Annotated in this window: 19 protein-coding genes and 2 pseudogenes; 12 read left to right on the top strand and 9 right to left on the bottom strand. The window is 68.8% G+C overall.

The window, feature by feature from the left end; all coding sequences use genetic code 11:
- The first annotated feature begins 1 nt into the window (after position 1).
- Positions 2–1,516, top strand: a complete 1,515-nt coding sequence (locus HEP75_RS17395) for a hybrid sensor histidine kinase/response regulator (RefSeq protein WP_185824340.1) — start codon at positions 2–4, stop codon at positions 1,514–1,516.
- Between the two features lie 191 nt (positions 1,517–1,707).
- Here the strand turns inward: HEP75_RS17395 and HEP75_RS17390 are convergent, their stop codons facing one another.
- On the bottom strand, positions 1,708–2,547 hold the full coding sequence (locus HEP75_RS17390) for a 20S proteasome subunit A/B (RefSeq protein ID WP_185822207.1): 840 nt from the start codon (positions 2,545–2,547) through the stop codon (positions 1,708–1,710).
- Positions 2,548–2,642: 95 nt separating this feature from the next.
- On the opposite strand from HEP75_RS17390, the gene folK reads away from it, so the two are divergent.
- The gene (gene folK / locus HEP75_RS17385; RefSeq protein ID WP_185824339.1) at positions 2,643–3,164 is read left to right on the top strand and encodes a 2-amino-4-hydroxy-6-hydroxymethyldihydropteridine diphosphokinase; all 522 of its coding nucleotides are present in this window, start codon (positions 2,643–2,645) and stop codon (positions 3,162–3,164) included.
- Positions 3,165–3,266: 102 nt separating this feature from the next.
- Here folK and HEP75_RS17380 read toward each other — a convergent pair whose 3' ends face one another.
- The gene (locus HEP75_RS17380; protein ID WP_185824338.1) at positions 3,267–4,001 is read right to left on the bottom strand and encodes a pteridine reductase; all 735 of its coding nucleotides are present in this window, start codon (positions 3,999–4,001) and stop codon (positions 3,267–3,269) included.
- A 54-nt stretch (positions 4,002–4,055) separates the two neighbouring features.
- Here HEP75_RS17380 and HEP75_RS17375 point away from each other — a divergent pair, with 54 nt between their 5' ends.
- From HEP75_RS17375 to HEP75_RS17365, 3 genes and pseudogenes are all read left to right on the top strand, one after another.
- On the top strand, positions 4,056–5,240 hold the full coding sequence (locus tag HEP75_RS17375; RefSeq protein WP_255423891.1) for an SAM-dependent methyltransferase: 1,185 nt from the start codon (positions 4,056–4,058) through the stop codon (positions 5,238–5,240).
- The gene (locus HEP75_RS17370; protein WP_255423890.1) at positions 5,240–5,647 is read left to right on the top strand and encodes a VanZ family protein; all 408 of its coding nucleotides are present in this window, start codon (positions 5,240–5,242) and stop codon (positions 5,645–5,647) included. The genes HEP75_RS17375 and HEP75_RS17370 overlap by 1 nt, the downstream gene beginning before the upstream one ends.
- A 341-nt stretch (positions 5,648–5,988) precedes the next feature.
- Positions 5,989–6,585: pseudogene (locus HEP75_RS17365) on the top strand (expansin EXLX1 family cellulose-binding protein); the annotation flags it as partial.
- A gap of 363 nt (positions 6,586–6,948) precedes the next feature.
- Here HEP75_RS17365 and metK read toward each other — a convergent pair.
- Positions 6,949–8,160 carry a methionine adenosyltransferase gene (gene metK, locus HEP75_RS17360; RefSeq protein WP_185813843.1) on the bottom strand — a complete coding sequence of 404 codons (1,212 nt, stop codon included), beginning with the start codon at positions 8,158–8,160 and terminating at the stop codon, positions 6,949–6,951.
- Between the two features lie 205 nt (positions 8,161–8,365).
- Between metK and HEP75_RS17355 the strand changes: the two genes are divergently transcribed.
- The 3 genes from HEP75_RS17355 to HEP75_RS17345 all read left to right on the top strand — a co-directional run bounded on the left by HEP75_RS17355 (position 8,366) and on the right by HEP75_RS17345 (position 12,543).
- A complete protein-coding gene (locus HEP75_RS17355) occupies positions 8,366–10,084 on the top strand; it encodes a lysophospholipid acyltransferase family protein (protein ID WP_185824335.1) in 1,719 nt (572 codons plus the stop codon).
- On the top strand, positions 10,081–10,890 hold the full coding sequence (locus tag HEP75_RS17350) for a UDP-2,3-diacylglucosamine diphosphatase (RefSeq protein ID WP_185824334.1): 810 nt from the start codon (positions 10,081–10,083) through the stop codon (positions 10,888–10,890). The genes HEP75_RS17355 and HEP75_RS17350 overlap by 4 nt, the downstream gene beginning before the upstream one ends.
- Positions 10,891–11,469: 579 nt before the next feature.
- The gene (locus HEP75_RS17345) at positions 11,470–12,543 is read left to right on the top strand and encodes a metal-dependent hydrolase (RefSeq protein ID WP_185824333.1); all 1,074 of its coding nucleotides are present in this window, start codon (positions 11,470–11,472) and stop codon (positions 12,541–12,543) included.
- 172 nt (positions 12,544–12,715) lie between these two features.
- Here HEP75_RS17345 and HEP75_RS22315 read toward each other — a convergent pair.
- The 6 genes and pseudogenes from HEP75_RS22315 to HEP75_RS17320 form a co-directional block, all read right to left on the bottom strand.
- Positions 12,716–12,844: pseudogene (locus tag HEP75_RS22315) on the bottom strand (tRNA dihydrouridine synthase DusB); the annotation flags it as partial.
- A gap of 9 nt (positions 12,845–12,853) precedes the next feature.
- Positions 12,854–13,852 (bottom strand): tRNA dihydrouridine synthase DusB, encoded by a 999-nt coding sequence (gene dusB / locus HEP75_RS17340; RefSeq protein ID WP_185824332.1) that lies wholly within the window; start codon positions 13,850–13,852, stop codon positions 12,854–12,856.
- 100 nt (positions 13,853–13,952) lie between these two features.
- Positions 13,953–16,301, bottom strand: coding sequence for a glycoside hydrolase family 98 domain-containing protein (locus HEP75_RS17335; protein WP_185824331.1), 2,349 nt, complete (start codon positions 16,299–16,301; stop codon positions 13,953–13,955).
- 486 nt (positions 16,302–16,787) lie between these two features.
- Positions 16,788–17,393, bottom strand: a complete 606-nt coding sequence (locus tag HEP75_RS17330) for a DUF4893 domain-containing protein (protein WP_185824330.1) — start codon at positions 17,391–17,393, stop codon at positions 16,788–16,790.
- 100 nt (positions 17,394–17,493) lie between these two features.
- Entirely contained in the window at positions 17,494–18,447 is a 954-nt protein-coding gene (locus tag HEP75_RS17325; RefSeq protein WP_179569391.1) for a ribokinase, read from the bottom strand.
- A gap of 43 nt (positions 18,448–18,490) precedes the next feature.
- Complete coding sequence (locus tag HEP75_RS17320) at positions 18,491–19,789, bottom strand: nucleoside transporter C-terminal domain-containing protein (RefSeq protein WP_185813833.1); 1,299 nt, start codon at positions 19,787–19,789, stop codon at positions 18,491–18,493.
- Positions 19,790–19,990: 201 nt separating this feature from the next.
- Between HEP75_RS17320 and HEP75_RS17315 the strand changes: the two genes are divergently transcribed.
- The 4 genes from HEP75_RS17315 to HEP75_RS17300 all read left to right on the top strand — a co-directional run bounded on the left by HEP75_RS17315 (position 19,991) and on the right by HEP75_RS17300 (position 24,348).
- Positions 19,991–20,962, top strand: a complete 972-nt coding sequence (locus HEP75_RS17315; RefSeq protein ID WP_185824329.1) for an aldo/keto reductase — start codon at positions 19,991–19,993, stop codon at positions 20,960–20,962.
- Positions 20,963–21,150: 188 nt separating this feature from the next.
- Positions 21,151–21,351 carry a hemin uptake protein HemP gene (locus tag HEP75_RS17310; protein ID WP_009577197.1) on the top strand — a complete coding sequence of 67 codons (201 nt, stop codon included), beginning with the start codon at positions 21,151–21,153 and terminating at the stop codon, positions 21,349–21,351.
- 177 nt (positions 21,352–21,528) lie between these two features.
- Positions 21,529–23,745: a TonB-dependent hemoglobin/transferrin/lactoferrin family receptor gene (locus tag HEP75_RS17305; protein ID WP_185824328.1), complete on the top strand. Its 2,217-nt coding sequence runs from the start codon at positions 21,529–21,531 to the stop codon at positions 23,743–23,745.
- Between the two features lie 6 nt (positions 23,746–23,751).
- A complete protein-coding gene (locus HEP75_RS17300; RefSeq protein WP_185824327.1) occupies positions 23,752–24,348 on the top strand; it encodes a Hemin transport protein in 597 nt (198 codons plus the stop codon).
- The last annotated feature ends 22 nt before the right edge of the window (positions 24,349–24,370 follow it).

The raw sequence follows: 24,370 nt of genomic DNA, 5'->3' as shown, positions 1-24,370 counted from the left end.
TATGCCTACGACCGGCACCAAGCTCGGACCGATCCGGATCCTCATGGTCGAGGATTCCCCGGAAGACGCCGAGCTGCTGTCCGACCAGTTGCTGGAGGCCGGCCTGGAGGCGACCTTCCGGCGGGTGGAAGGCGAGTCCGCGCTGCGCGTCGCGCTGCGCGAGTTCGCGCCGGACATCGTGCTGTCGGACCTGAGCATGCCGGGCTTCTCCGGACACCAGGCGCTGCGCGTGCTGCGCGAGCACAGCACCTCGGTGCCCTTCATCTTCGTCTCCGGCACGATCGGCGAGGAGACCGCGGTGGAGGCGCTGCGCGACGGCGCCAACGACTACATCATCAAGCACAACCCGACCCGCTTGCCGTCGGCGGTGGCGCGCGCGATCCGCGAGGCGCGCACCGAGCGCGAGCGGCAGCGGGTCGAGGGCGAACTGATGCGCGCGCAGCGGCTGGAGAGCCTGGCGATGCTCGCCGCCGGCCTGAGCCACGACCTGCGCAACATCCTGCAGCCGCTGCTGATCGTGCCGGAGCTGATGATCGGACGCAGCGACGACCCGCAGCTGCGGCACCTGGCCGAAGTCATCGCCGAGTGCGGCCGGCGCGGCCACGAAATGGCCGAATCGATGCTGTCGTTCGTGCGCGGTTCGCGCACCCCCAGCGAGCGGGTGTCCATCGCCGGCCTGTTCCAGGCGGTGCAGATGCTGCTCAAGAGCAGCCTGCCCGAGCGGGTCGGCCTGCAGGTGGAGGTGGCCGACGCCGAGCTGTCGATCGAGGCCAACTACACCGAGCTGCAGCAGTGCCTGCTCAACCTCGGCCTGAACGCGATTCAGGCGATGCCCGATGGCGGCACGCTGGCCATTTCGGCGGCGCCGGCGATCGGCGCCGACGGCAGCGAGCGGGTGCGGATCCTGGTCCGCGACACCGGCGTGGGCATGGACGCGGATACCCAGGCGCAACTGTTCAGTCCGTTCTTCACCACCAAGCCCGACGGGACCGGCCTGGGCCTGATCTCGTGCAAGCGCATCGTCGAAAGCTACGGCGGCAGCATCGGCGTGGACAGCACGCCGGGCGTGGGCACCTGCTTCGAACTGCTGATCCCGCTGCGCGGCCACGCGCCCTCGGCCGAGCCGGAGCCGGCGATGCCGATGGGCAAGGGCCAGCGCGTGCTGCTGGTGGACGGCGAGGCCACGCGCCTGTCGCTGCTCGGCAACGCCTTGTCCAGCCAGGGCTACCAGCCGCAGCTGGCCTCCGACGGCGCCGCGGCGCTGCGCGAGGTGCGCGAACACGGCATGCCGGATCTGGTGATCGTGGACAGCGACATCATCCTGCTGTCGGCGGTGAGCCTGCTGCTGGCGCTGCAGGATCTGGACTACCGCGGCCCGGCGATCGTGCTCGAGGATGCCGGCACCGCCCTGCAGCGCGACCACTTCCCGCGCGACATCGCCGTGCACGTGCTGCGCAAGCCGCTGGAGATGCAGCGCGTGTTCCGCGCGGTGGCGCATGCGTTGGAGAGTGGCTGAGGGGCCGGGATTCGGGATTGGGGATTCGGGATTCGTTTCAGGCAACAGCAAAGGCAACGCCGTTGCACGGACAGTAGAGCGCTTCAGCGCGGGCGATCAGAGCCTGGATGCGCTTTTGCGAATCCCCAATCCCTAAATCCCGAATCCCTGCTTCACAGCGAATCCCCAATCCCGAATCCCCAATCCCGGCTTCACTGCTGCGACGACTGGTCTTCCGGGTCGCGCCGGGCCGGCACGCGGCGTGGCGGCAGCGGCGGCAGGGTGCCGCGGGTGTCGGCGTCGCTTTCGGTGGTCAGCGCCGGCTCCCACGGGAAGCGCGGCAGGGTGCGCACCGCGTTTTCCAGCTTGCGCGACCAGGTGTCGTGGATTTCCGAATACAGCGGGGTGTCCGCTTCCAGGCGCAGGCGCTCGGTGACGCGCAGGTCGTTGCGGCGGATCACCGCCAGGTCGATCGGCATGCCGACCGACAGGTTGGAGCGGATGGTGGAGTCCAGCGACACCAGCGCGGTGCGCGCGGCGTCTTCCAACTGCATCTCCGGGCGGATGATGCGGTCCAGGATCGGCTTGCCGTACTTGGACTCGCCGATCTGCAGGTACGGCGTCTCCGGCGAGGTGGCGATGGCGTTGCCCAGCGGGTAGATCATGTACAGCCCGGGCCGCTCGCCGGCGATCTGCCCGCCCAGGATCAGGGTGGACTGCACGCTGACGCCGCTGTGCTGGGACTGGTCGGAGAGCTTGACCTGGCTGGAGACCAGCACCTCGCCGACGTACTCGGCGACCTCGAACAGGTGCTTGAACGAGCGCAGGCTGCGCGGCGCGTCCGGATCGTCCGCATCGCGTTGCAGCTTGGAGATCGCCAGCTGGGTGGTGGCCAGGTTGCCGGCCGACATCAGCACGAACACCGCCTGCCCCGGATACTCGAACACATGCAGCTTGCGATGCACGCGGACGTCGTCCAGCGAGGCGTTGGTGCGCGTGTCTGCGGCGAAGACCAGGCCTTCGTCCACTTCGATACCTACGCAATAAGTCATGTCGCTGCCGGAGTTCAATGCGTTTCGATTCTATGCGGGGGGGACGGGCTTGGCTACCCGTTGACGGTCGCGGCCGCGGCATGCGCGAATATCCCATGACCACCGTGCTCCTCAGCCTGGGCAGCAATCTGCGCCCGCAACAGCATCTGCCTGCCGCGATAGGTGCGCTGCGGCAGCGTTTCGGCCCGATCGCGGTATCCCCGACCTACCGCACCCCGGCGGTCGGATTCGACGGCTCACCGTTCCTGAACAATGCCGTGTCGTTGCAGACCGAATGGGAGCTGGAAGTGCTGGATGCCTGGCTGCATGCGCTGGAAGACGCGCATGGGCGCGACCGCAGCGGCCCGCGTTTCAGCGACCGCACCCTGGATATCGACGTGGTGTTCTACGGCGACCGCATCGTCGAAGGCCCCAGCCACCTGCGCATCCCGCGCCCGGAACTGCGCCACGCCTTCGTGCTCAAGCCGCTGGCCGACATCGCCGCCGACTTCGTCGACCCGCTCAGCGGCCGCAGCCTGGGCGCGCTGTGGCAGGCGCATGCGCAGTTCGGGGAGGCGTTCGAGGTGGTGCAGCTTGATGAAGCCGGGAATGGGGAATCGGGAATGGGGAATCGGTAAAGGCGGACGCCGGGTCGGTCTTCAGGCTGTCATGGCGCGGTAAGCAGTGGTTCCCAGCAACGACTGGCCCAGGCCCGCTTGCCTATTCCCCATTCCCAGCCTTCAAGAAAGGCCTCGGCCCCCGTCCACCCGCAACGTCTGCCCGGTGACGAAGCCGGCGTCGTCGAGCAGCCAACGCACCGCCTCGGCGATCTCCTCGACCTGGCCGATCCGCGCCAGCGGCGTGCGCGCCAGCAAGGCTTGCTGCGCGGCGCTGTCCTTGCCGGTTTCCGGCCACAGGATCGCGCCCGGGGCGATCGCGTTGACCCGCACCTGCGGCGCCAGCTCCAGCGCCAGCGAACGGGTCAGCATCGCCAGCGCCGCCTTGGCCGCGCTGTACAGCGGATGCGCGCGCAGCGGCTGTTCGGCATGCAGGTCGGTGATGTTGACGATCGCGCCGCGGTGCTCGCGCAGTTGCGCGGCCGCGGCCTGGGCCAGGAACAGCGGGGCGCGCGCGTTGACCGCGAACAGGTCGTCCCATTGCGCCGGCGTGGTCTCGGCCAGCGGGGTCGGGTAGAAGTTGGAAGCGTTGTTGACCAGCGCATCGAGCCGGCCGAAGCGCTGCACGCATTGCTCCACCAGCGCCGGCAATTGCGCGGCGTCGCGCAGGTCGGCGTGCAGGGTCAGGGTGCTGCCGGCGCGCACGGCTTCCAGTTCCTCGGCCAGCGCCTGCAGCTCGGCCTGCGAGGTATGCGCGTGCAACGCCACGCGATAGCCGGCCGCGTGCAGGTGCCGCGCGATGCCGGCGCCGATGCGGCGCGCGCTGCCGGTGATCAGGGCGACTTTGGTTTCGGTCATGTGTGCATTCCACGCTCGGCTATGCTGTGCATTGTCCACGCAATCCAGCGCCGCATGCCTATCGACTTTCCCACCCCCGACGCCGACGCGCTCGCCCACAGCGATCGCCTGGCCGCGCATCTGCGCGCCGAGATCGCCGCTGGCGGCGGCGCGATTCCGTTCTCGCGCTTCATGGAGCTGGCGCTGTACGCGCCGGGCCTGGGCTACTACAGCGCCGGCAGCAGCAAGTTCGGCGAGGACGGCGACTTCGTCACCGCGCCGGAGCTGGGGCCGCTGTTCGCCGCCACCGTTTCCAACGCGCTGGCGCCGGTGCTGCAGCAGCTTGGGCCGCAGGCGCGGATGCTGGAAGTGGGCGGCGGCAGCGGCGCGTTCGCCGAGGTGATGCTCAAGCGCCTGCTGGCGCTGGACGCGCTGCCCGAGCGCTACGCCATCCTCGAGCCCAGCGCCGACCTGCGCGAACGCCAGCGCGAGCGCCTGCAGCGCGCGCTGATCCCGCCGGTGTTCGACCTGGTGGAGTGGCTGGACCGGCCGTTCGAGGACGACTGGAACGGCGTGCTGTTCGCCAACGAGGTGATCGATGCGCTGCCGACGCCGCGCTTCACCCTGCGCGATGGCGAGGTGTTCGAGGAAACCGTGACCCTGGACGGCGAAGGCCGCTTCCGCCGCGGCGAGCAGCCGGCCGATCCGCTGCTGGCGGCGGCGGTGCGGCATGTCGAACGCTATCTGGAGAGGCCGTTCGCCGACGGCTACCGCTCCGAACTGCTGCCGCAGCTGCCGTACTGGGTCCAGGCGGTGGCCGGCGGCCTGCGCAGCGGCGCGATGCTGTTCGTCGACTACGGCTACCCGCGCGGCGAGTTCTACCTGCCGCAGCGCGACGACGGCACCCTGCGCGCGTTCTACCGGCACCGCACCCATGCCGATCCCTATCTGTGGCCGGGCCTGCAGGACCTGACCGCGTCGGTGGACTTCACCGCGCTGGCCGAGGCCGGCACCGGCGCAGGGTTCGAACTGGGCGGCTATTGCACCCAGGCCAGCTTCCTGCTCGGCAACGGCCTGGATGCGCTGCTGGCCGAGGCCGAGGCGCGCAGCGACGAACGCGGCCGCTTGCGCCTGCGCGAGCAGGTGAAACGGCTGACCCTGCCCAGCGAGATGGGCGAGCGCTTCCAGGTGATGGGCTTCGAACGCGATGTGTCGCTGGCGCCGGCGTTCCTGGTCGGCGACCTGACCTGGCGGCTGTGATGGCGGCGGTCCGCGCGTTCCGCCGGCCCTGGCTGTGGCTGGGGCTGTGGTGGCTGGGTGTGCTGGTGCTGATCTATGTGTGCATGATGCCGCACCCGCCGCAGCTGTCCGATCTGCCGGACACCGACAAGGCCGAGCATTTCACCGCCTACCTGCTGCTCGCGGCCGGTGCGGTGCAGATCTACGCCGGGCCGCGCGCCTGGCGTTGGGCGGCGCTGGGCCTGCTGCTGCTCGGCATCGGTATCGAGTTCGCGCAGGGCGCATGGACCGCCACGCGCTCGGCCGATCCGTTCGATGCGCTGGCCGATGCGCTGGGCGTGGCGGCGGGGATGGCCACCGCGCTCACCCCGCTGCGCGACCTGCTGTGGCGGTTGGAAACCGGCGCGGGGCGGCGCCGCCGCGGCTGAAGCCCGGGCGCGTTTCGCGCGCGCGGTGACGTCGGCCTGGCGCCGCGGTCTACGCCATCGGCCAAGATGCGGTTTCCCTGGTGGCGGTGCCGGTGTGTGGGCGGCGCCTGGCATAGAGTGCGTCGGCCCGCGCAGTGCCCGGGCCGATGCGCGGCGCACCGCGCACCTGGCGCATGGCCGGTGGCGGCACGCCAGCGGCCGGCGCCGCCTTCGCCGAGGAGAATCCCATGCCGACACGTCGCGCCCGCGCCTTGCGCAGCACCACCTTGTTCGCCGGGCTGTGCCTGGCCGCCATCGCCGCCCCCGCCGCTGCCGCCTGGGACGGGATCTGCAACGGCACGGCGACCTATACCGGTTCCGGCTACTCCGGCGGCGCCGTGCTGCTGGATCCGATTACAGCCGATGCGATGATCACCGCGCTGAATCCGACGCAGATGAACTACGGCGGCATTCCCGCCGCGCTGGCCGGTGCCTATCTGCAGGTGCAGGGGCCGCGCGGCACCGCCACGGTCTACGTCACCGACCTGTATCCGGAGGGCGGCGATTGCGGCCTGGACCTGTCGCCCAATGCCTTCGCCGCGATCGGTGACATCGGTGCCGGGCATATCCCGATCAGCTGGAAGGTGGTCGCCGCGCCGATCGACGGCAACGTCGTGTACCGGATCAAGGAAGGCAGTTCGCAGTACTGGGCCGCGATCCAGGTGCGCAATCACCTGTATTCGGTGGTCAAGTTCGAATACAAGAAGAACGGCGCCTGGGTCAGCCTGCCGAAGATGCCGTACAACCATTTCGTTGGCGAGCAGATGGGCGCGCAACTGCTGGAGATCCGCCTCACCGATATCCGCGGCCAGGTCGTGACCGATACGCTGTCGGCGTTGCCGAGCCAGGGCGACAAGGGCGTGTATTTCGTCGAGGGGCACGTGCAGTTCGCGAAGTGAGTGGGTCACGGCGATAGCGGCGTGTTGCGCCGTCGCCGGGCGATTCCTCGGGGTCTGGCGATGACAATGGCTCTGGCGCCAGCGACTTCGGGTAGCACGCTGTTTTGCAAGAGGGGCGTCTGCCCCGACAGCGCGGGGCATTCGCGGGTGCTCCGTGCTGTCGGTCGCGGCTGAAGCCGCTCCTTGTATTTGGACATGGCGCCTCTACAGGGGGCGGATTGCGCGCTGGATAAAGACCCTCCTTCAGCCGTCGCCGGGAATACTTTCCGGCTGCGGTGCGTGCGTCATCGCCCGCCGCCCCGAGCAACCAAAAAAAACGGGCCGCGATGCGGCCCGTTTTCGTGCAGGCGCCGAAGCGCCGGCTTACTTCAGCTTCGCGTCCGCGCGCAGCGCGTCGGCGCGGTCGGTCTTTTCCCACGAGAACGCCGTGGCGTTGTGCTGCGCGCCGGTGCCGTCGGTGTAGGTGAACGCCTTCGGGGTGCGGCCGAAGTGGCCGTACGAGGCGGTCTGCTGGTACATCGGGTGGATCAGGTCGAGCATCTGCAGGATGCCGAACGGACGCAGGTCGAAGTGCTTGCGGATCAGCTTCTCGATCTTGTCGTCGGCGATCTTGCCGGTGCCGAAGGTGGTGACCGAGATCGAGGTCGGCTCGGCCACGCCGATGGCGTAGGAGACCTGCACTTCGCAGCGGTCGGCCAGGCCGGCGGCGACCACGTTCTTGGCCACGTAGCGCGCCGCGTAGGCCGCGGAACGGTCGACCTTGGACGGATCCTTGCCGGAGAACGCGCCGCCGCCGTGGCGCGCCCAGCCGCCGTAGGTGTCGACGATGATCTTGCGCCCGGTCAGGCCGCAGTCGCCCACCGGCCCGCCGATCACGAACTTGCCGGTCGGGTTGATGTGGAACTTGGTGCCCTTGTGCAGCCACTTGGCCGGCAGCACCGGCTTGAGGATTTCCTCGCGCACGGCTTCGACCAGGTGCTTCTGCTTGACGTCCGGGTCGTGCTGGGTGGACAGCACTACCGCGTCGATCGCAGTCGCCACGCCGTCTTCGTAGCGCAGGGTGACCTGGCTCTTGGCGTCCGGGCGCAGCCACGCCAGCGGCGAGTTCTTCTTCTTGCGGACCTTGGCCTGCTGCTCGACCAGGCGGTGCGCCAGGTGGATCGCCGCCGGCATGAAGCTGTCGGTCTCGCGGGTGGCGTAGCCGAACATCAGGCCTTGGTCGCCGGCGCCCTGTTCTTCCGGCTTCTTGCGGTCCACGCCCTGGTTGATGTCCGGCGACTGCTTGCCGATCAGGTTGAGCACGCCGCAGGTCTCGCCGTCGAAGCCGACGTCGGAGCTGTTGTAGCCGATATCCAGGATCACCTTGCGGGTCAGCGCTTCCAGGTCGATCCAGGCGCTGGTGGTGATTTCGCCGGCGACGATCGCCACGCCGGTCTTGACCAGCGTTTCGCAGGCCACGCGCGCGCGCTTGTCCTGGGTCAGGATCGCGTCGAGCACGGCATCGGAGATCTGATCGGCGATCTTGTCCGGGTGGCCTTCGGAGACCGACTCGGAGGTGAAGAGATAGCTGGACATCGCGGCTATATCCTTGTATTCGGATGAAAAGATGGACGCGCATGATACACGGGCGCGCGGTGCTGTGCATTGTGGCCCCGCCGCCGTTGGGCAAGGTTAACCGGTCAGCCGGCGGGGCCGCGGGCGTCACTTTGCCGTAGTCATATTGCAAGATCGGTGTCGCCGCGGGGGCCGAAGCTGTGCGCAGTCAGCAAGGGGGCTTGCCGTGCTCGCACTCGAACGTCGTCTGCAGGATCGCTACCCGCACTGGTTCGCCGGGCGCCGCTCGCGGCTGGTGCGGCCCTTATTGCGTGGCCTGCAGAAATGGTCGGGCCTGGACGCGCTGGACGCGTTCCTGGACGCCAGCCAGGAGCTGCGCGGCTTCGCCCTGGTCCAGGCCGGGATGGATTTCCTGCAGGCGCGCTACGTGGTCGCGCCGACCCCCGCCGAGTGCATTCCGGCACGCGGGCGCCTGCTGATCGTCGCCAACCACCCCTCCGGCGCGCTGGATGCGCTGGCGTTGCTGGATTGCGTGGGCCAGGTGCGGCGCGACGTGAAGATCGTCGCCAACGACTTCCTGTGGGCGCTGGAAGGCCTGCGCGAGTTGCTGCTGCCGGTGCGCATCCTCGGCGGCGCGCCGTCGCCGGCCAGCGTGCGCGCGATCGAGCAGGCGCTGGAGCAGGAACAGTGCGTGATCGTGTTCCCGGCCGGCGAAGTGTCGCGGCTGGGCTGGGGCGGGGTGGCCGACGGGCGCTGGCGCCGCGGCTTCACCCGCTTCGCGCTGCGCACCGCCACCCCGGTATTGCCGGTGCGCATCCATGCGCGCAACTCGGCGTTGTTCTACGGCGCCTCGGCGCTGTTCAAGCCGGCCGGCACCGCGTTGCTGGCGCGGGAGATGTTCGCCCGCCGCGAGCGGCGCATCGCGCTGAGCCTGGGCCATGCCCGCGCGCTGCCGCAGGGCCAGTCCGACGCCGAACTGATGCGCGGCCTGCGCCGCGAGCTGTATGCGCTGGGCCGTGCCGGCGCCGACGCGCCCGCGCCGAGCGAGGAACCGCTGGTCGCGGCCGAGGATCCGGCCGCGGTGGCGGCGGAATTCGCCGCGCTGCGCAGCCTGGGCCAGACCGTGGACGGCAAGCAGATCCGCGTGGGCCGGCTGCGCGCCGGTTCGGCGCTGCTGCGCGAGATCGGCCGCCTGCGCGAGCTGACCTTCCGCGCGGTCGGCGAAGGCACCGGCCGGCGCCTGGACCTGGACGACTACGACACTTGGTACGACCACATCGTGCTGTGGGACGGCGCCGCCGCGCGCGTGGTCGGCGCCTATCGCGTGGCCCGCGGCGCGCCGGTGCTGGCCGAGCGCGGCCTGGCCGGCTTCTACACCGCCGGCCTGTTCCGCTACGGCGAAGCGCTGCTGCCGCGCATCGCCGCCGGCATGGAGCTGGGCCGCAGCTTCGTGGTGCCCGACTACTGGGGCAGCCGCAGCATCGACTACCTGTGGCAGGGCATCGGCGCCTACCTGCGCGACTACCCGCAGGTGCGCTACCTGTACGGCGCGGTCTCGATCAGCGCGGCGCTGCCGCGGCAGGCGCGCGAACAGATCGTGGCCTACTACGCGCGCTACTACGGCGACGCGCTGGGCGAAGCCGCCTCTGCGCGGCCGTTCGACTATTCGCAGGCGCCGCCGGCGTTCGACGCGCTGGACGCGGACACCGCGTTCAAGGTGCTCAAGGGCAACCTGGACGCGCTCGGCGCCGCGGTGCCGATGCTCTACAAGCAGTACACCGAGCTGTGCGAGCCGGGCGGCGCGCGCTTCCTCGCTTTCGGCGTGGATCCGGCGTTCAACGACGCGGTCGATGGCCTGATCGAACTGGATCTGCAGCGCATCCGCAGCAAGAAGCGCATGCGCTACCTGGAACGGCCACGTAGCGAAGCAGAGGTGACGGCATGAACAATGTGAGCAGCTTGTCTCCGCCCCCGCGCCGGGCGGTGTTCGTGTCCGACGTGCACCTGGGCGCGCCGCACTGTCATGCGCGCGAACTGGCCGATTTCCTCGGCGGCTTGCAGTGCAAGCAGCTGTATCTGGTCGGCGACATCGTCGACTTCTGGTGGATGGCGCAGCGCCGCGCGGTGTGGGGTGCGGCGCACCAGCGCGTGATCGATGCGCTGCACGCGCTGGCGCGCGGCGGCACCGAACTGATCTACGTGCCCGGCAACCACGACCGCCCGATCCGCCGCTTCTGCGGCCTGGCGCTGCCGGCGATGCAGGTGCGCCGGCGCGCGGTGCACGTGACCGCCGACGGCCGCCGGTTGCTGGTGGTGCATGGCGACGACTACGACGCGGTCACCCAGTTCGGCGGCCTGCAGGAGAAGTTCGGCGACTGGCTGTACTACCGCATCCTCACCGGCAACCAGCTGACCAACCGCGTGCGCCGCCGCTTCGGCATGCGCTACTGGTCGCTGGCCGACTACCTGAAGCGGCAGAGCAGCGCCGCCGAGCGCTACATCGAGCGCTTCGTCGACGCCGGCCTGGACGACGCGCGCCGCCGCGGCCTGGACGGCGTGGTCTGCGGCCATGTGCACCGCGCCGGCCTGTTCGAACGTGACGGCCTGGTCTACGCCAACGACGGCGACTGGGTCGAAAGCCTGACCGCGCTGAGCGAAGACCACCAGGGCCGGCTGCAACTGCTGTCGCATACCGGTCAGGTCCTCGAGACCTTGGCGCCGCGCGTGCTGCGCCTGCCGCAGGCGGCGTGATCGGGCCAGTTGCGATGGCGACATTCCCACCCGTCGCCAGGCGTTACCTGTAGGAGCGGCTTCAGCCGCGACAAACGACGCGGCAATGCTTGCCAGCCTGGATGCAGTCGGGACTGAAGTCCCTCCCACAAATGTGGGTTCGCCGCGCGGCGCTCCTTGTGGGAGCGACTTCAGTCGCGACGAACGGAGCGGTAGAACTTCCGGCGTCGTACGCCATCGGCGCCGAAGCCCCTCCCACAAGGCACCCAGCCGTCCTGCCGCACGCCCCTGTAGGAGCGGCTTCAGCCGCGACTAACGAAGCCAGAATACCTGCCGACTTCGGAACCAGTCTGGGCTGACGCCCCAAGGCCACGCAAAGCCCCTTCCCATAGTGCACCTGGCCGGCGCACCGCAAATCCTGTGGGAGCGGCTTCAGCCGCGACGAACGAAGGCGACATGCCTACCGGCTTGGGAACCGGTCGGGGCTGAAGCCCCTCCTACAGTGCACCCGGAGGATTGGCCGCAAGACCCTTGCAAGCAACAGGCGCGTGACGGTTTTCTTCAAATCGCCGATGCCCCATCGCCTGTTAGCATCGGCCGATGGATTCCCTCACCCAGATCGTACTTTGCGGCGCCATCGCCGCGGCCATCGCCCCTGCGGCGCATCGCCGCGCTGCATTGCTCGCCGGCGCCGCGCTCGGCACCGTGCCCGATCTCGATTCGCTGCTCCTGCTGCCGCTGACCCGCGATCCGGTCACGTTGATGACGGTGCACCGCAGCTTCAGCCATTCGCTGTTCGTGCTGCCGCTGCTCGGCTGGCTGATCTGGTGGCTGTACCGGCGCTTCGGCCATGGCCGCGTGGCCGCAGCGCCGCGGCGCTGGTTCTGGGCGATGCAGCTGGCGCTGATCACGCATCCGCTGCTCGATGCGTTCACCGTCTACGGCACCCAGCTGTGGTGGCCGCTGCGGCCGCCGCCGGCGATGTGGTCCAGCGTCTTCATCATCGACCCGGCATACACGCTGTGGCTGATCCTGGCCTGCGCCATCGCCTGGTGGGCGCGTGCGCGGCGCGTGGCGCAGCAGGCGCTGCTGGCCGGGCTGATCCTGAGCAGCGCCTACCTGGGCTGGTCGCTGCTGGCCAAGCACCTGGTCGATCGCGAAGCCGACCGTGCGCTGGCGGCGATGGGCCTGCAGCACGCGCCGCGCTTCTCGGTGCCGATGCCGTTCAACACGCTGCTGTGGCGGGTGGTGGCGATGACCCCGAGCGGCTACGTGATCGGCGAGCGCTCGCTGGTCGCCGACCACGGGCCGATGCGCTTCCAGGGCTATCCCTCCAACACCCAGGCGCTGGGCGAAGTGCGCGCGCTGCCGGCGGTGCAGCGGCTGGCCTGGTTCAACCGCGGCTTCATGCGCGCGCAGGTCAAGGACGGCGAGCTGATGCTCAGCGACCTGCGCATGGGCCTGGAGCCGGACTACAACTTCAACTTCGCGGTGGCGCGGCAGAACGGCGATGGCTGGCAGGCGATCGAGCCGCGCCAGCTGCAGGCGGCCTATCGCGCCCCGGTGGCGCGCGGGCAGATCCGCGCGGCGCTGGCGAAAATGTGGCGGCGGATCTGGGCCGAACCGGCCACAGCGACCCCGGTCGGTGCGCCGCCGCAGTCTGGCCCAGGCTGAGCACGGTGGGCACGGCGCAGTCCTGTCGCGCCGCTGTTCGGCAACATGCGGACCATGCCTGCTCGAGCGGAGGAACGCGTGCTTATCGCGCAAGCGCGCCTATTGCGGCAACTGCGCCGGTTCGATCCCGGAAATGCCGTCCGCGCGAATAATGCAAATTCGGTGGCGGCGCTCAGGCCGCCGTAGGCAACGCAGGCGGCACGCCGGCGATCGGCGCGTCGAAGTAGTCGGCGGTCAGCGCCAGCTGCGCCCGTGCAATTTCATCGCGGTTGACCGCCGCGCTGAACGGTCGCGTTCTCGGGATGGTCCTTCAGGCCGCGGCGGACAAGGACGGCGGTACGCCGGCGATCAGCGCGTCGAAGTAGTCGGCAGTCAGCGCCAACTGCGCCTGCGCGCTCTCGGCGCGGTTGACCACCGCGCGGAACGCCGCGTTCTCCGGGCGGTCCTTGGCATACCAGCCCAGGTGCTTGCGCGCGATGCGCACGCCCTGCGCTTCGCCGTAGAAATCGTGAAGGGCCTGCAGGTGGCCGAGCAGGGTGTCGCGCACGAACTGCAGCGGTGGCGCCGGCAGCAGTTCGCCGGTCGCCAGATAGTGCGCGATCTCGCCGAAGATCCACGGCCGGCCCTGTGCGGCGCGGCCGACCATCACCGCGTCGGCGCCGGTCGCGGCCAGTACCTGCGCGGCCTTGTGCGGCGAGTCGATGTCGCCGTTGGCGATCACCGGGATGCGCAACGCGGCCTTGATCTGCGCGATCGTGGAGTATTCGGCCTGGCCGCTGTATTGCTGGTCGCGGGTACGGCCGTGCACGGCCAGCGCGGCGATGCCGCAGTCCTCGGCAATGCGCGCGATGGCCGGGCCGTTACGGTGGTCGCAATCCCAGCCGGTGCGGATCTTCAGCGTCACCGGCACCGGCGAGGCGTTCACCACCGCGCTGAGGATGCGCGCCACCAGCGCCTCGTCGCGCATCAGCGCCGAGCCGGCCCAGGCGTTGCACACCTTCTTCGCCGGGCAGCCCATGTTGATGTCGATCAGCTGCGCACCGTGATCGGCGTTGTAGCGCGCCGCCTCGGCCAGTCGCTGCGGTTCGGTGCCGGCGATCTGCACGCTGACCGGGTCCGGCTCGCCGGCGTGGTCCATGCGCTGCAGCGACTTGCGGGTCTGCCAGAGGCGCGGGTCGGAAATGGTCATCTCCGAGACCGCCAGGCCGGCGCCCAGGCGCTTGCACAACAACCGAAACGGCTTGTCGGTGACCCCGGCCATCGGCGCCAGGATCACCTTCGGTTCGATCGTGTAGGGGCCGATGCGCATGCCGCCAGTGTAGCGGGGCGGCAACCGCGCCGCCTCCCGTGGCGCCCATGTCGAGGCGTTTCGCGGCGCGCCGGTTGCCCGGCTCGCCGCGAAACGCCCGCTAGTGCGACAGGCGGATGTTGTCCAGGTACAGCGCCGCCGGCCGGGCCGCGCTGGCGCGGAACTCGATCCGATTGCTGCCGGCATTCAGCGTCACCGGCTGCTGCAGCGTCGCCCAGTCGCTGGCCGAGGTCGTCTGCGCGAACGCCGGCGTGCCGGCCTTGATGCCGTTGACGTACAGGTCCACGTTGCCGATGCTCGCACCGGCGGTCGAATACCGGGTCTGCAGCTGGTAGGTGCCGGCGCTGGCGACGCGGACATCGTTGCGGATGCTGGCGCCGGCACCGGTGCCGAAGTCGACGTAGCCCATGCCCTGGTAGTTGCGCAGCGGGCCGGAGACGCCGTTGGCGACCAGGCTGCGGATGTTGCGGAAATCGAAGTTCTCCGCTTCGTACTGCTGCACGCCGGTGTAGGCGGGCGGCGCGTTCGGCGCCTGCAGGCTCGCGACCGGTGCGGAGGTCGCGCGGCCGCTGGCGTTGCCGGTGCAGTGCACGGTGATGTCCAGCGGCCCGTTGTGCGCCACGCTCAGCGTCAGCCCGTCCGCCGTCGCCACGCTGGTCACCTTGCTGGGTTGGTGATCGCCGCGATCGGCGAAGGTGTAGGTCGGGGTGGTGGTGGCGCCGTCGATATCGATCGTGTCCGTCTTCAACGCACCATCGGGGGAGTGGAAGTTGCTCAGGTAGATCGACAGCCTGTCGGGGAATTCCTTGATCACGCCGCTGCTGTAGGGCGCGTAGTTCACGCTGACCGCGGCGCAGCTGTTGTACTTGAGCGGGATGGTGCCGTTGGCGGCCTGGTTGGCCTTGGACGGGTTGTAGGTGACCCAGGTGTTGTCCTGCCGCCCGGCGTAGATGGTGCCGGTGTATTCCTGCGGGAACAGCGCATTGAGTTCGTCGAGCTTGGCGGACATGGTCGGCCAGCGCGTCGCATAGGCGGTCTTGGCGATCTGCACCTTGAACGACTTGGCGGTGGCGTCGGTCAGCTGCCAGACGGTGGGAATGGCCGGATAGCGTCCGGTCTTCTTGTACCAGCTGTGCTGGTTCAGGTAGGTGCCGTCGCCGTCCAGCAAGTACAACCCGGAGAACAGCGTTTCCGGCGAGGAATACAGGTTCCTGTCGTCGCCGGTGGTGGTGTCGTTGACGATCACGACCTTGGAGCGGTCGATCACTTCCTGGCGGCTGAGGATGCGCAGCGTGCCGTCCAGAATCTTGCGGTAGATGTCCAGCTGGATGTTGCGGAAATGCGGGTAGAACTCCCAGCGGCGGCTCTTGTAGCCATCGGCGGTGGTCGCGTTCGGCAGGGTGTGCACCGCATCCAGGGTGATCTGCTCGGGGCCGTCGAAGACGGTTTCGCCGGTGAAGGTCAGGTGCTCGATCAGGTGCGGCGAACCGGCCTGCACCGGATAGCTGCTGCCGTCGCTGCTGTACCAGCCGGTGCGGTCCGGGCGCGTGCCGTAGTGGCCCGCGTAGCCGGACAGGAACATGCCCAGGCTCACGCTCTCGTTGTCGTGATAGCCGTAATTGGAGGTGAATTTCTCTTCGATGATGAAATTCTTGGCATAGGCGCCGAGGGCGTTCCTGAATATCTGGTTGCGCTTGACCATGGCCAACGGATTGATGCCGGCGCCGTAGAAGCCGCCGGTGAAGCTCACGTCCAGATAGCCGCCGTACTTGTTGGTGAGCTTGAGCAGGTTGGCCCAATGTTCCCAGCGTTGCGCGGGCGAACCCGAGCAAGGCTGATCGAATCCCCAGAACTGTTCGGCGTAGTTGAAACCGATGAAGTTGGGGTAGTCGCGGAAGAATTCGCCGTAGGCCGTCGCTTCCAGGTCCGTATTCGGCGCGTAGTCGGGGAGGTGGCTGAAGCCGCCGCTGGAGGGCTGGATCATCGCCCACACGCCATTGGCCGCCGCAGTCTTGATCCAGGAGCGGGCGGTTTCCAGGCCGTTCTCCACCTGTATCCAATTGCATTGATTGCCGGTGGCGCCCTGGTGGTTGATGGACAGGGAGATCAGCAGCACGGTGTAAGGACGCAGGTCGGCCGGAATCAGGTCGATGATCTTCTGCGGATCGGCCTCGTTCCAGGTGTCGGCATGGATCAGAAACATCGGCTGGTGTGGCGACAGCGGCCGGCGCAACGACGTGTCAGGCGTGTCGCTGGTATCGGGGGAAGTGCTGCTTGGCGTGTCCGTCTTCGGGTGCGAGATCACCGACCAGGCGCTGGGCGGTGTCGTCGTCACGTCAGGCGCGGTCGCGTCGTCGCCGCCATCGATGTCGCCGCCGCAAGAACTCAACAGGACGCTGAGCAATGCGCAGGGCAACGCATACTGCTTCAATCCTCTGTACATCTTCATCGGATGATCCATTTAGGAAGAGGGGTGGTCGACGCGATCAGGCACGCAGAAGACGCTCGCCGTGCGCCAGAGGACGCGCGACTGCCGAGCGCCGGTGAATCTAGCAAGGACGCGTTGCCGCGAATGCGAATACCCGCACGTTCCGCATCAGTGTTTGCAAAATCGACCATGGATGCTTGCTGGGTAGTGCGTGGCGAGGCTGGCGGACGCGCACGAGCGTTGTGCGCAAGCGCATGCGCATGCGCATGGCAGCAATGCGATTGCGGCGAGACGACGCGTCAGCATTGCGTTGCGACGATGCGTGGGACGCCTGAATTGCGGTGGCGGCCGCACGCGACCAATGCCGCTGCAGCACGATGCCGCGATTCGATGTCAGCGCGATGTCACCGCAGTCGCGGCAGCGATGGCTGCGCGAAAAAAAACAATGCCCGGGCCATCGGACTATCGGCGCCGGGCAGGTGTTATGCGCGGCAATGGCCGCATGTTTCAGCGGATCAGCTGATACAGCTCGAAGCCCTTGGCGTTGCCGTCCAGGATCAGCAGCAGTTCGTCGGGTCCCAGCGCCACCAGGCGCCCGACACTGTTGCCATTGGTGCCGTCGGAGACGTTGCCGGGCGCGTAGTGGCCCTGCGGATCGTCGTTGACCGTGCTGGCGCCGAGAAACGCGAACTCGCGGCTGTCCTTGGCCAGCGGATACAGCGTGCCGCTGCGGCGCTGCGAGCCGCTGGTCTTGCTCAGGCGATAGCCGCACGGATCGCGCGCGATCTCGGCTTTAAAGTAGGGGTAGGCATAGGCGAAGCGCTGGTCGACCTGGATCGAGCGCACCTTCCAGCGGCCTTCCAGTTTGCCCGGCAGCTGCGGCGACTGCGCACGCTGCAGCAGCGTGCGCGCCAGTGCCGCGCCGTCTTCCTGGTCGGCATCGCCGTAGTGCGGCGCGATCGCCTGTTGCAGGCTGTCCGCGGAGACGGTCACCGCGGCGCGGTCGGCGTCGGCGGCAGTGCTGTTCCAGTCGCAGCGCTGCGCGGCGAGAGCGGACAGCGGGGCAAGCAGCACGCACAGCGCGCCGAACGACATGACGGAAAAACGGGGCATCGAAAACTCCTTGTCGAGGATGCGGGCCCGTCGCGGCGACGGGCGGTGGATTCAGTGGTCCGGGTGAACGGGAACGGATGCCGCCATCGACACGAACGGCTCAACCGGCGTCGGGCACCAGTCGCGGCATCGATGCGGCAGCGCCTTCGGCTTCGGTCGAACGCGCCGCGTAGTGATTGGCGAAGCGCACATGGGTGGCGAAGCTGGCGTTCGGCGATTGCGCCAGCGAGGCCGCCAGCGCGCCGTTGAACGCATCGCCGGCGCCGGTGGTGTCCACGGTCTGCGCGGCCTCGGCGCCGATGCGGTAATACGGCTGCGTATCGCCGCGCTGGCGCTCTTCGGGGTGCGAGATGAACGCGCCCACCGCGCCCAGCGTCACCACCACGGTGCCGCCCGGCAGCAGCTTGCGGCACAGCGCGTGCAGGCTGCCGCCATCGGTGGCGGCGACGTCGTCGGCATCCACGCGCTCGCCGACGTGGCGCGTCAGCAGTGCGGCGAACTCGGTTTCGTTCGGGGTCAGCACGTCGGCCAGCTTGAGCAGGCCGATGCTGGTCTGCGCATTCGCCGGCGCGGCGTTGAGCACGGTGGTCAGGCCGGTCTCGCGCGCCAGCGCCAGGGTCGCCTCGATGGTCTCGATCGGCGATTCCAGCTGCGCCAGCAGCACCCGCGCCGAGCCCAGCAGCGCGCGCTGCGCCTGCACGAAGCCCAGGCTCAACGCGGCGTTGGCGCCGGCGCCGATGACGATGGTGTTGCGGCCGTGGCCGTCGACGTAGATGCCGCCGGTGCCGGTCGGCTCGGTGCTGGCCTCGGCGGCCAGGTCGATGCCGTCCTGTGCCGCCAGCGCGCGCGCCATCGCGCCGCCGGCATCGTCGCCGAGCGCGCACACGAAGGTGGTGCGGGCGCCGGCGCGCGCCGCCGCCACCGCCTGGTTGAAGCCCTTGCCGCCGGGGCCTGTGCTGTAGCGGCCGGCGATGGTGGCGCCAGGGGCGGGCAGGGTTTCGCAGCGCCAGACGTGGTCGACATTGAACGAACCGACGACGATGACCGAACTCATAGGCATGTGCTGCTTCTCAACTACTGGGGAAAGGGACATCGCATCAGCCGAAGTGCGACAGCACGCCGGCGATGGTGGCGGTCATGAAGGTGGCGATCGAACCGCCGAGCACCGCGCGCAGGCCGAACCGCGCCAGGTCCTGGCGCCGCTCCGGGGCCAGCCCGCCGATGCCGCCGATCTGGATCGCGATCGAGCTGAAGTTGGCGAAGCCGCACAGCGCGTAGGTGGCGATCAGCCGGCCTTCCTCGCTCAGCTGCATGCCGGGGATCTCGCCCTTGACGATTTTCGACAGCTCGCTGTAGGCGACGAACTCGTTGATCACGACCTTCTGCCCGATCAGCGAGCCGACCGTGGTCGCATCCGCCCACGGCGTGCCGATCACCCAGGCGATCGGCGCCAGTACATAGCCGAAGATGGTGGACAGGTTGGTCGGGCGGCCGATCGCCGCAGCCAGGCCGGTGGCGTCGCCGAGCCAGGTCAGCGGTGCGTTGACCAGCGCGATCAGCGCGATGAACGCAAGCAGCATCGCACCGATGTTCAGCGCCAGGCGCAGGCCGTCGCCGGCGCCGGCGGCGGCCGCGTCGATGATGTTGCTGGTGGTCTTCTCCACTTCCATCTTGACCGTACCGCGGGTCAGCGGCGTGCCGGTTTCCGGGATCAGCAGCTTGGCCACCACCAGCGTCGCCGGCGCGGCCATGATGCTCGCCGCCAGCAGGTGCTTGGCGTAGAACGCCTGCTGCGCCGGATCGCTGCCGCCGAGCATGCCCACGTAGGCGGCGAGCACGCCGCCGGCGATGTGCGCCATGCCGCCGATCATCATCGTCAGCAATTCGGATTCGGTCATCTTCGGGATGTACGGGCGCACCGTCAGCGGCGCCTCGGTCTGGCCGATGAACACGCTGGCGCAGACGCTGGTGGTCTCCGCGCCGGACACGCGCATCACCTTGGTGATCGCCCAGGCCATCACCCGCACCACCGCCTGCATCACCCCCAGGTGGTAGAGCACGCCCATCAGCGCGGAGAAGAAGATGATCGTCGGCAACACCTGGAAGGCGAAGATGAAACCGTTGCTGGTGGTGTCCATCAGGCTGCCGAAGATGAAGTTGGAGCCTTCGTTGACGAAGCTCAGCACCTTCACGAACAGCTGTCCCAGCCAGTTGAAGACCTCGCGCCCGCCCGGCACCAGCAGCACCAGCGAGGCGAAGCCGATCTGCAGCACCAGGCCGGTCGCGACCAGCTTCCAATCCACGGCGCGCTTGTTGTTCGAGAACAACCAGGTGATCCCGATCAGCACCGCCAACCCGAACAGGCCGAAGCCGATCCTCCCCAAACCCTCGACCATCTGCTTCCCCTGGATCGCCGGACCAAAGAGAGGGAGCGTAGTGCAGGGGGTGACGGGCGGCAAGGTAAACCCCGTTCAGCGCCGGAAATGGGTTGCCGATCAAGGCGGCGCGTGGATTGCGGGCGCGTGCCGGCCGCCTCGCTACACTGTGCGGCCGCCCGCCGGCCACGTGCGCCGGCTCGCACCGCAGGAGGAATTCGCATGCATTACCGTCGCCTTGGCGCCACCGGCTTGCAGCTGTCGGCGCTGTCGTTCGGCGCCTGGATCAACTTCGGCGGACAGATCGGCCGCGACGAAGCGCGCAACCTGATCGCCGCCGCCTGGGACCATGGGGTCAACTTCTTCGACAACGCCGAGGTCTACGCGCGTGGCCGCGCCGAGCAGGTGATGGGCGATGTGATCGCCGACCTGCGGCTGCCGCGCGACGGCTATTGCGTGTCCAGCAAGGTGTACTTCGGCGCGGTCGACGCGCCGCGCCCGACCCAGCGCGGGCTGTCGCGCAAGCACGTCACCGACGCCTGCCATGCCGCGCTGAAGCGGCTGCGGGTGGACTATCTGGACCTGTACTACTGCCATCGTCCCGACCCTGACACGCCGGTGGAGGAAACCGTGCGCGCGATGGACGCGCTGGTGCGGCAGGGCAAGGTGTTGTACTGGGGCACCTCCGAATGGCCGGCCGAACGCATCCGCGAAGCGGCGCAAGTGGCGCAGGCGCTCGGCCTGCAGGGGCCGTCGATGGAGCAGCCGCAATACAACCTGCTGCATCGCGAGCGTGTGGAGCAGGAATACGCGCCGCTGTACGCAGAACTCGGCCTGGGCACTACGATCTGGTCGCCGCTGGCCTCGGGCCTGCTGACCGGCAAGTACAACGACGGCATCGACCCGGCCTCGCGCCTGGGCCAGGCCGGCAACGCCTGGCTGCACGACGAAGTGATCGGGCCGCCGGCGCAGCGTCGCGTGGAGCGCGCGCGCCGTTTCACCGCGCTGGCGGCCGCCGAGGGCGTGGCGCCGGCGGCGCTGGCGATCGCCTGGTGCCTGCGCAACCCGCACGTGTCCACGGTGATCCTCGGCGCCAGCCGTGTCACCCAGTTGCTGCAGAACTTCGACGCGCTGCCGCTGGCCGAGCGCGAAGATGCGGCGTGGTGGGCGCAGGTCGAGACGGCGGTGGCCTGAGCCGGCGGCGCCTTCGGCGCGAAGGCGGGCGCACGGTTCGCGAGAGCCGTGCGCAATAGCCGATTCGGCGGGACTGTCGAAGTTCGATTTTCTATTCGCAGCTTGAATCGCCGCAAACGAGAACGGCTCTTGCTTAATTATTGAGAATCATTATCATCCGTATCGACCCCTGTGTACGGAGCCCGACCATGACCGCTCAACCCGTCCTGTTGCGTCACCCAGAAACCCTGAGCCTGCGCGAGCGTGCGCTGCCGCGCGCGGTCCCGGTCGAAGAGACGATCAGTAGCGAAGCGCTGCTGAAGGGGCGTCGCGAAGTGCTGATCCAGCATGGCGATCGCGTGTATCGCCTGCGCCATACCAGCAACGACAAGCTGATCCTGACCAAGTAAACCGGCCGGCCGGCCGCGCAGCGCGCGGCCAGGTCACCCGCTCGACACTGCCGCCACCTGGCCGGACCCGATGGGTCCGCCGCGGCCGCCCGCAGTCGCGACCGTTTCTCTCCTCGGCCCTCGCGCCGGCTTGCGCCGGCGTGGCCGGGATTTTTTCGCGACCCACCGATGACTTCCATGATCCGTACCGCTCCGCTCACCGGCGCGCTGTGGCTGGCCCTGGCCGCCTGCGCGCATGCCGCACCCGTCGATGCCACCGATGCCGTCGATGCCGCCAGTTCCGCCACGCCGCGCGATTTCGACCGCCTGCAGGTCACCGCCACGCGCACCCAGCGCGCCATCGTCGATGTCCCCAGCAGCGTCGATGTGATCGATCGCGAGCAGATGGACCAGGAACTGGTCTACGACCTGAAGGACCTGCTGCGCTACAGCCCCGGCGTCTCGGTCACCGGCAACAGCGGCCGCTTCAGCGGCGTCGGCGGCATCCGCATCCGCGGCCTGGACGGCAACCGCGTGCTGATGCTGACCGACGGCATCCCGGTCGCGGACACCTTCAGCTTCGGCAGCTACCTCAACGCCAACCGCAATTTCGTCGACATGGAAACGCTCAAGCGCGTCGAGATCGTGCGCGGACCGGCCAGCTCGCTGTACGGCTCCGATGCGCTCGGCGGCGTGGTCGCCTACGTGACCAAGGATCCGGCCGACTACCTGGCGCCGGGCAAGAACAGCTACGTGGGCCTGAAGTTCGGCTACGAGAGCGAATGGGACGGCTTGTTCGCCGGCGCGCTGGTCGCGTTCGGCGGCGAGCGCTGGAGCGGCATGGCCGCGGTCAGCCACCGCCAGGGCCAGGAGAGCGAGACCCAGGGCGACAACCGCAGTACCGGCGCGGCACGCACCGCGCCCAATCCGCTCAGCAGCGACGGCCGCAGCCTGCTCAGCAAGCTGGTCTACGCGCCGAGCGCGAACCAGCGCTTCAAGCTGACCGTGGAAGGCAACGAGGACTATTCCAGCATCGATGCGCTGAGCAACGTCACCTCCAGCATCCTGTCGCAGCGCGGCCGCGACCATCAGACCCGCGCGCGCGTGTCGCTGACCCACGAAGTGGACCAGCTCGACACGCTGCTCGCCGACGACCTGCAGTGGCAACTGTACCGGCAGGACAGCGAGAGCCTGCAACGCACCGACGAGCGCCGCAGCAACAACACCTTGCGGCACATGGAGCACGACTTCGACCAGCGCCTGTACGGGCTTCAGGCCAACCTGCACAAGCAGGTGGACCAGGGCCGCGTGGTCCACGATGTCAGCTACGGCATCGAGCTGTCATGGAGCGACACCCACGAAAAGCGCGACGGCTACGCGCAGAACCTGAGCACCGGCGCGATCAGCAAGACGGTGGGCGTGGAGACGTTCCCGGTGCGCGATTTCCCGGTCACCGAGACCACCAAGGCCGGCGCCTACCTGCAGGACGAGATGCGCCTGGCCGACGGCCGCTTCAGTCTGATCCCGGGCCTGCGCGTGGACTACTACCGGCTGTCGCCGCAGGTCGATGCGATCTTCGCCGCCGATAACCCCGGCGTGGCCGCGGAGAAGGTCACCGACAGCAACGTCTCGCCCAAGCTCGGCGCGATCTGGCGCATCGACGATGCGTGGTCGCTGTACGCCAACTACGCGCACGGCTTCCGCGCGCCGCCGTACAACGACGTCAACATCGGCTTCACCAACCTGCAGTTCGGCTACACCGCCATCGCCAATCCGGACCTGAAACCGGAGACCAGCAAGGGCGCCGAACTGGGCCTGCGCTACACCGCGGCGGCCGGCTATTTCGGCCTGAGCGGCTACTACAACGACTACCGCGACTTCATCGAGTCCTACAGCTTCGTCGGCTACAACGCCGACGGCCTGATGCTGTACCAGTCGCGCAACGTCGACCACGTGGTGATCAAGGGCGTGGAGGCCAAGGCCGGCGTCGATTTCGGCGCGCTGTCCGCGCGCTGGGCCGGCTGGTCGCTGCACTCCAGCGCCGCCTATGCGCGCGGCGACAACAAGACCGACGCCACGCCATTGAATTCGATCGATCCGCTGCGCGGCGTACTCGGCCTGGCCTACGATCGCGAGACCTGGGGCGCGCAACTGGTCGGCAGCTTCGTGGCGAAGAAGAAGCGCCCGGCGTCGGCGACGTACTACACGCCGTCCGGCTATGCGACGCTGGACCTGCTCGCGCACTGGAACTTCACCCCCGGCGCGCGGCTCAACGTCGGCGTGTTCAACCTGGCCGATCGCCGCTACATCGACTGGAACAACCTGCCCAGCGCGACCCTGGCCAGCAACGCGGTGCTGGACCGCTATACCGGCGCCGGACGCAACGTCTCGGTCAGCCTGGCGCTGGACTGGTAGCGGCGCATGGGCAAGGCGGCGCCAGCGAGCATCGACGCGACCCGGATCGCCGCATCCGCGCCGCTGCCGCGTCCGGCGCAGCTGGCGGCGCTGGGCACCGTGCTGTGCCTGTACCGCGCGCAGCTGGGCACGGAACTGATGGGCTGGAACCATGCGCTGCGCGTCGGCGCGCAGCTCGGCGTGGACAGCGACGGATTGCTGGAAAGCCTGTGCTTCTACGATCGCCAGGAACGCTGCTGCTGGCGCCTGTACCTGCTGCCGGACAGCGATTTCGTCGCCTGGGATGCCTTGTTGTCCGCGTTGCCGGCAGTGCACAGCGGCAGCGCCGATGGGGGCGTCGCCGAACGCCTGTGGCGACGCGTGGCCGGCCGCCTGAGCGGAGACAGCTGGCGCGCGCGGGCGCTGCGCCTGCACGCCAGCGACGGCGAACTGGCGGCCAGTGTCGCCAGCGTGTCGCCGCTGGGCGCCAGCATCGCCCGGCGCATCGCGCGGCTGGAAGCGGCCGAGGGCGAAGTGCTGGTCGACGGCTGCTGCTGCGCCCGCGCCGGCCTGACAACCGCGCGCCACGATCCGCAACGGCCCTGGCCGCTGCTGCGCCTGTAGGGCGCGTTCCTCTCTTCTTCCT

Origin of the sequence: Xanthomonas sp. SI, from assembly GCF_014236855.1 — a bacterium.
GTDB lineage: Bacteria > Pseudomonadota > Gammaproteobacteria > Xanthomonadales > Xanthomonadaceae > Xanthomonas_A.
This window is presented reverse-complemented; position numbering and strand designations above follow the sequence as displayed.

Excerpts from the sequence above, each read along its gene's own strand:
- folK (WP_185824339.1), top strand. The coding sequence starts at position 2,643 with ATGACCACCGTGCTCCTCAGCCTGGGCAGCAATCTGCGCCCGCAACAG.
- HEP75_RS17315 (WP_185824329.1), top strand. The coding sequence starts at position 19,991 with ATGCATTACCGTCGCCTTGGCGCCACCGGCTTGCAGCTGTCGGCGCTG.
- HEP75_RS17325 (WP_179569391.1), bottom strand. The coding sequence starts at position 18,447 with ATGAGTTCGGTCATCGTCGTCGGTTCGTTCAATGTCGACCACGTCTGG.
- HEP75_RS17300 (WP_185824327.1), top strand. The coding sequence starts at position 23,752 with ATGGGCAAGGCGGCGCCAGCGAGCATCGACGCGACCCGGATCGCCGCA.
- HEP75_RS17390 (WP_185822207.1), bottom strand. The coding sequence starts at position 2,547 with ATGACTTATTGCGTAGGTATCGAAGTGGACGAAGGCCTGGTCTTCGCC.
- HEP75_RS17350 (WP_185824334.1), top strand. The coding sequence starts at position 10,081 with ATGAACAATGTGAGCAGCTTGTCTCCGCCCCCGCGCCGGGCGGTGTTC.
- HEP75_RS17370 (WP_255423890.1), top strand. The coding sequence starts at position 5,240 with ATGGCGGCGGTCCGCGCGTTCCGCCGGCCCTGGCTGTGGCTGGGGCTG.
- HEP75_RS17310 (WP_009577197.1), top strand. The coding sequence starts at position 21,151 with ATGACCGCTCAACCCGTCCTGTTGCGTCACCCAGAAACCCTGAGCCTG.
- HEP75_RS17375 (WP_255423891.1), top strand. The coding sequence starts at position 4,056 with ATGCCTATCGACTTTCCCACCCCCGACGCCGACGCGCTCGCCCACAGC.
- HEP75_RS17380 (WP_185824338.1), bottom strand. The coding sequence starts at position 4,001 with ATGACCGAAACCAAAGTCGCCCTGATCACCGGCAGCGCGCGCCGCATC.
- metK (WP_185813843.1), bottom strand. The coding sequence starts at position 8,160 with ATGTCCAGCTATCTCTTCACCTCCGAGTCGGTCTCCGAAGGCCACCCG.
- HEP75_RS17305 (WP_185824328.1), top strand. The coding sequence starts at position 21,529 with ATGATCCGTACCGCTCCGCTCACCGGCGCGCTGTGGCTGGCCCTGGCC.
- HEP75_RS17395 (WP_185824340.1), top strand. The coding sequence starts at position 2 with ATGCCTACGACCGGCACCAAGCTCGGACCGATCCGGATCCTCATGGTC.
- dusB (WP_185824332.1), bottom strand. The coding sequence starts at position 13,852 with ATGCGCATCGGCCCCTACACGATCGAACCGAAGGTGATCCTGGCGCCG.
- HEP75_RS17320 (WP_185813833.1), bottom strand. The coding sequence starts at position 19,789 with ATGGTCGAGGGTTTGGGGAGGATCGGCTTCGGCCTGTTCGGGTTGGCG.
- HEP75_RS17345 (WP_185824333.1), top strand. The coding sequence starts at position 11,470 with ATGGATTCCCTCACCCAGATCGTACTTTGCGGCGCCATCGCCGCGGCC.
- HEP75_RS17330 (WP_185824330.1), bottom strand. The coding sequence starts at position 17,393 with ATGCCCCGTTTTTCCGTCATGTCGTTCGGCGCGCTGTGCGTGCTGCTT.
- HEP75_RS17335 (WP_185824331.1), bottom strand. The coding sequence starts at position 16,301 with ATGAAGATGTACAGAGGATTGAAGCAGTATGCGTTGCCCTGCGCATTG.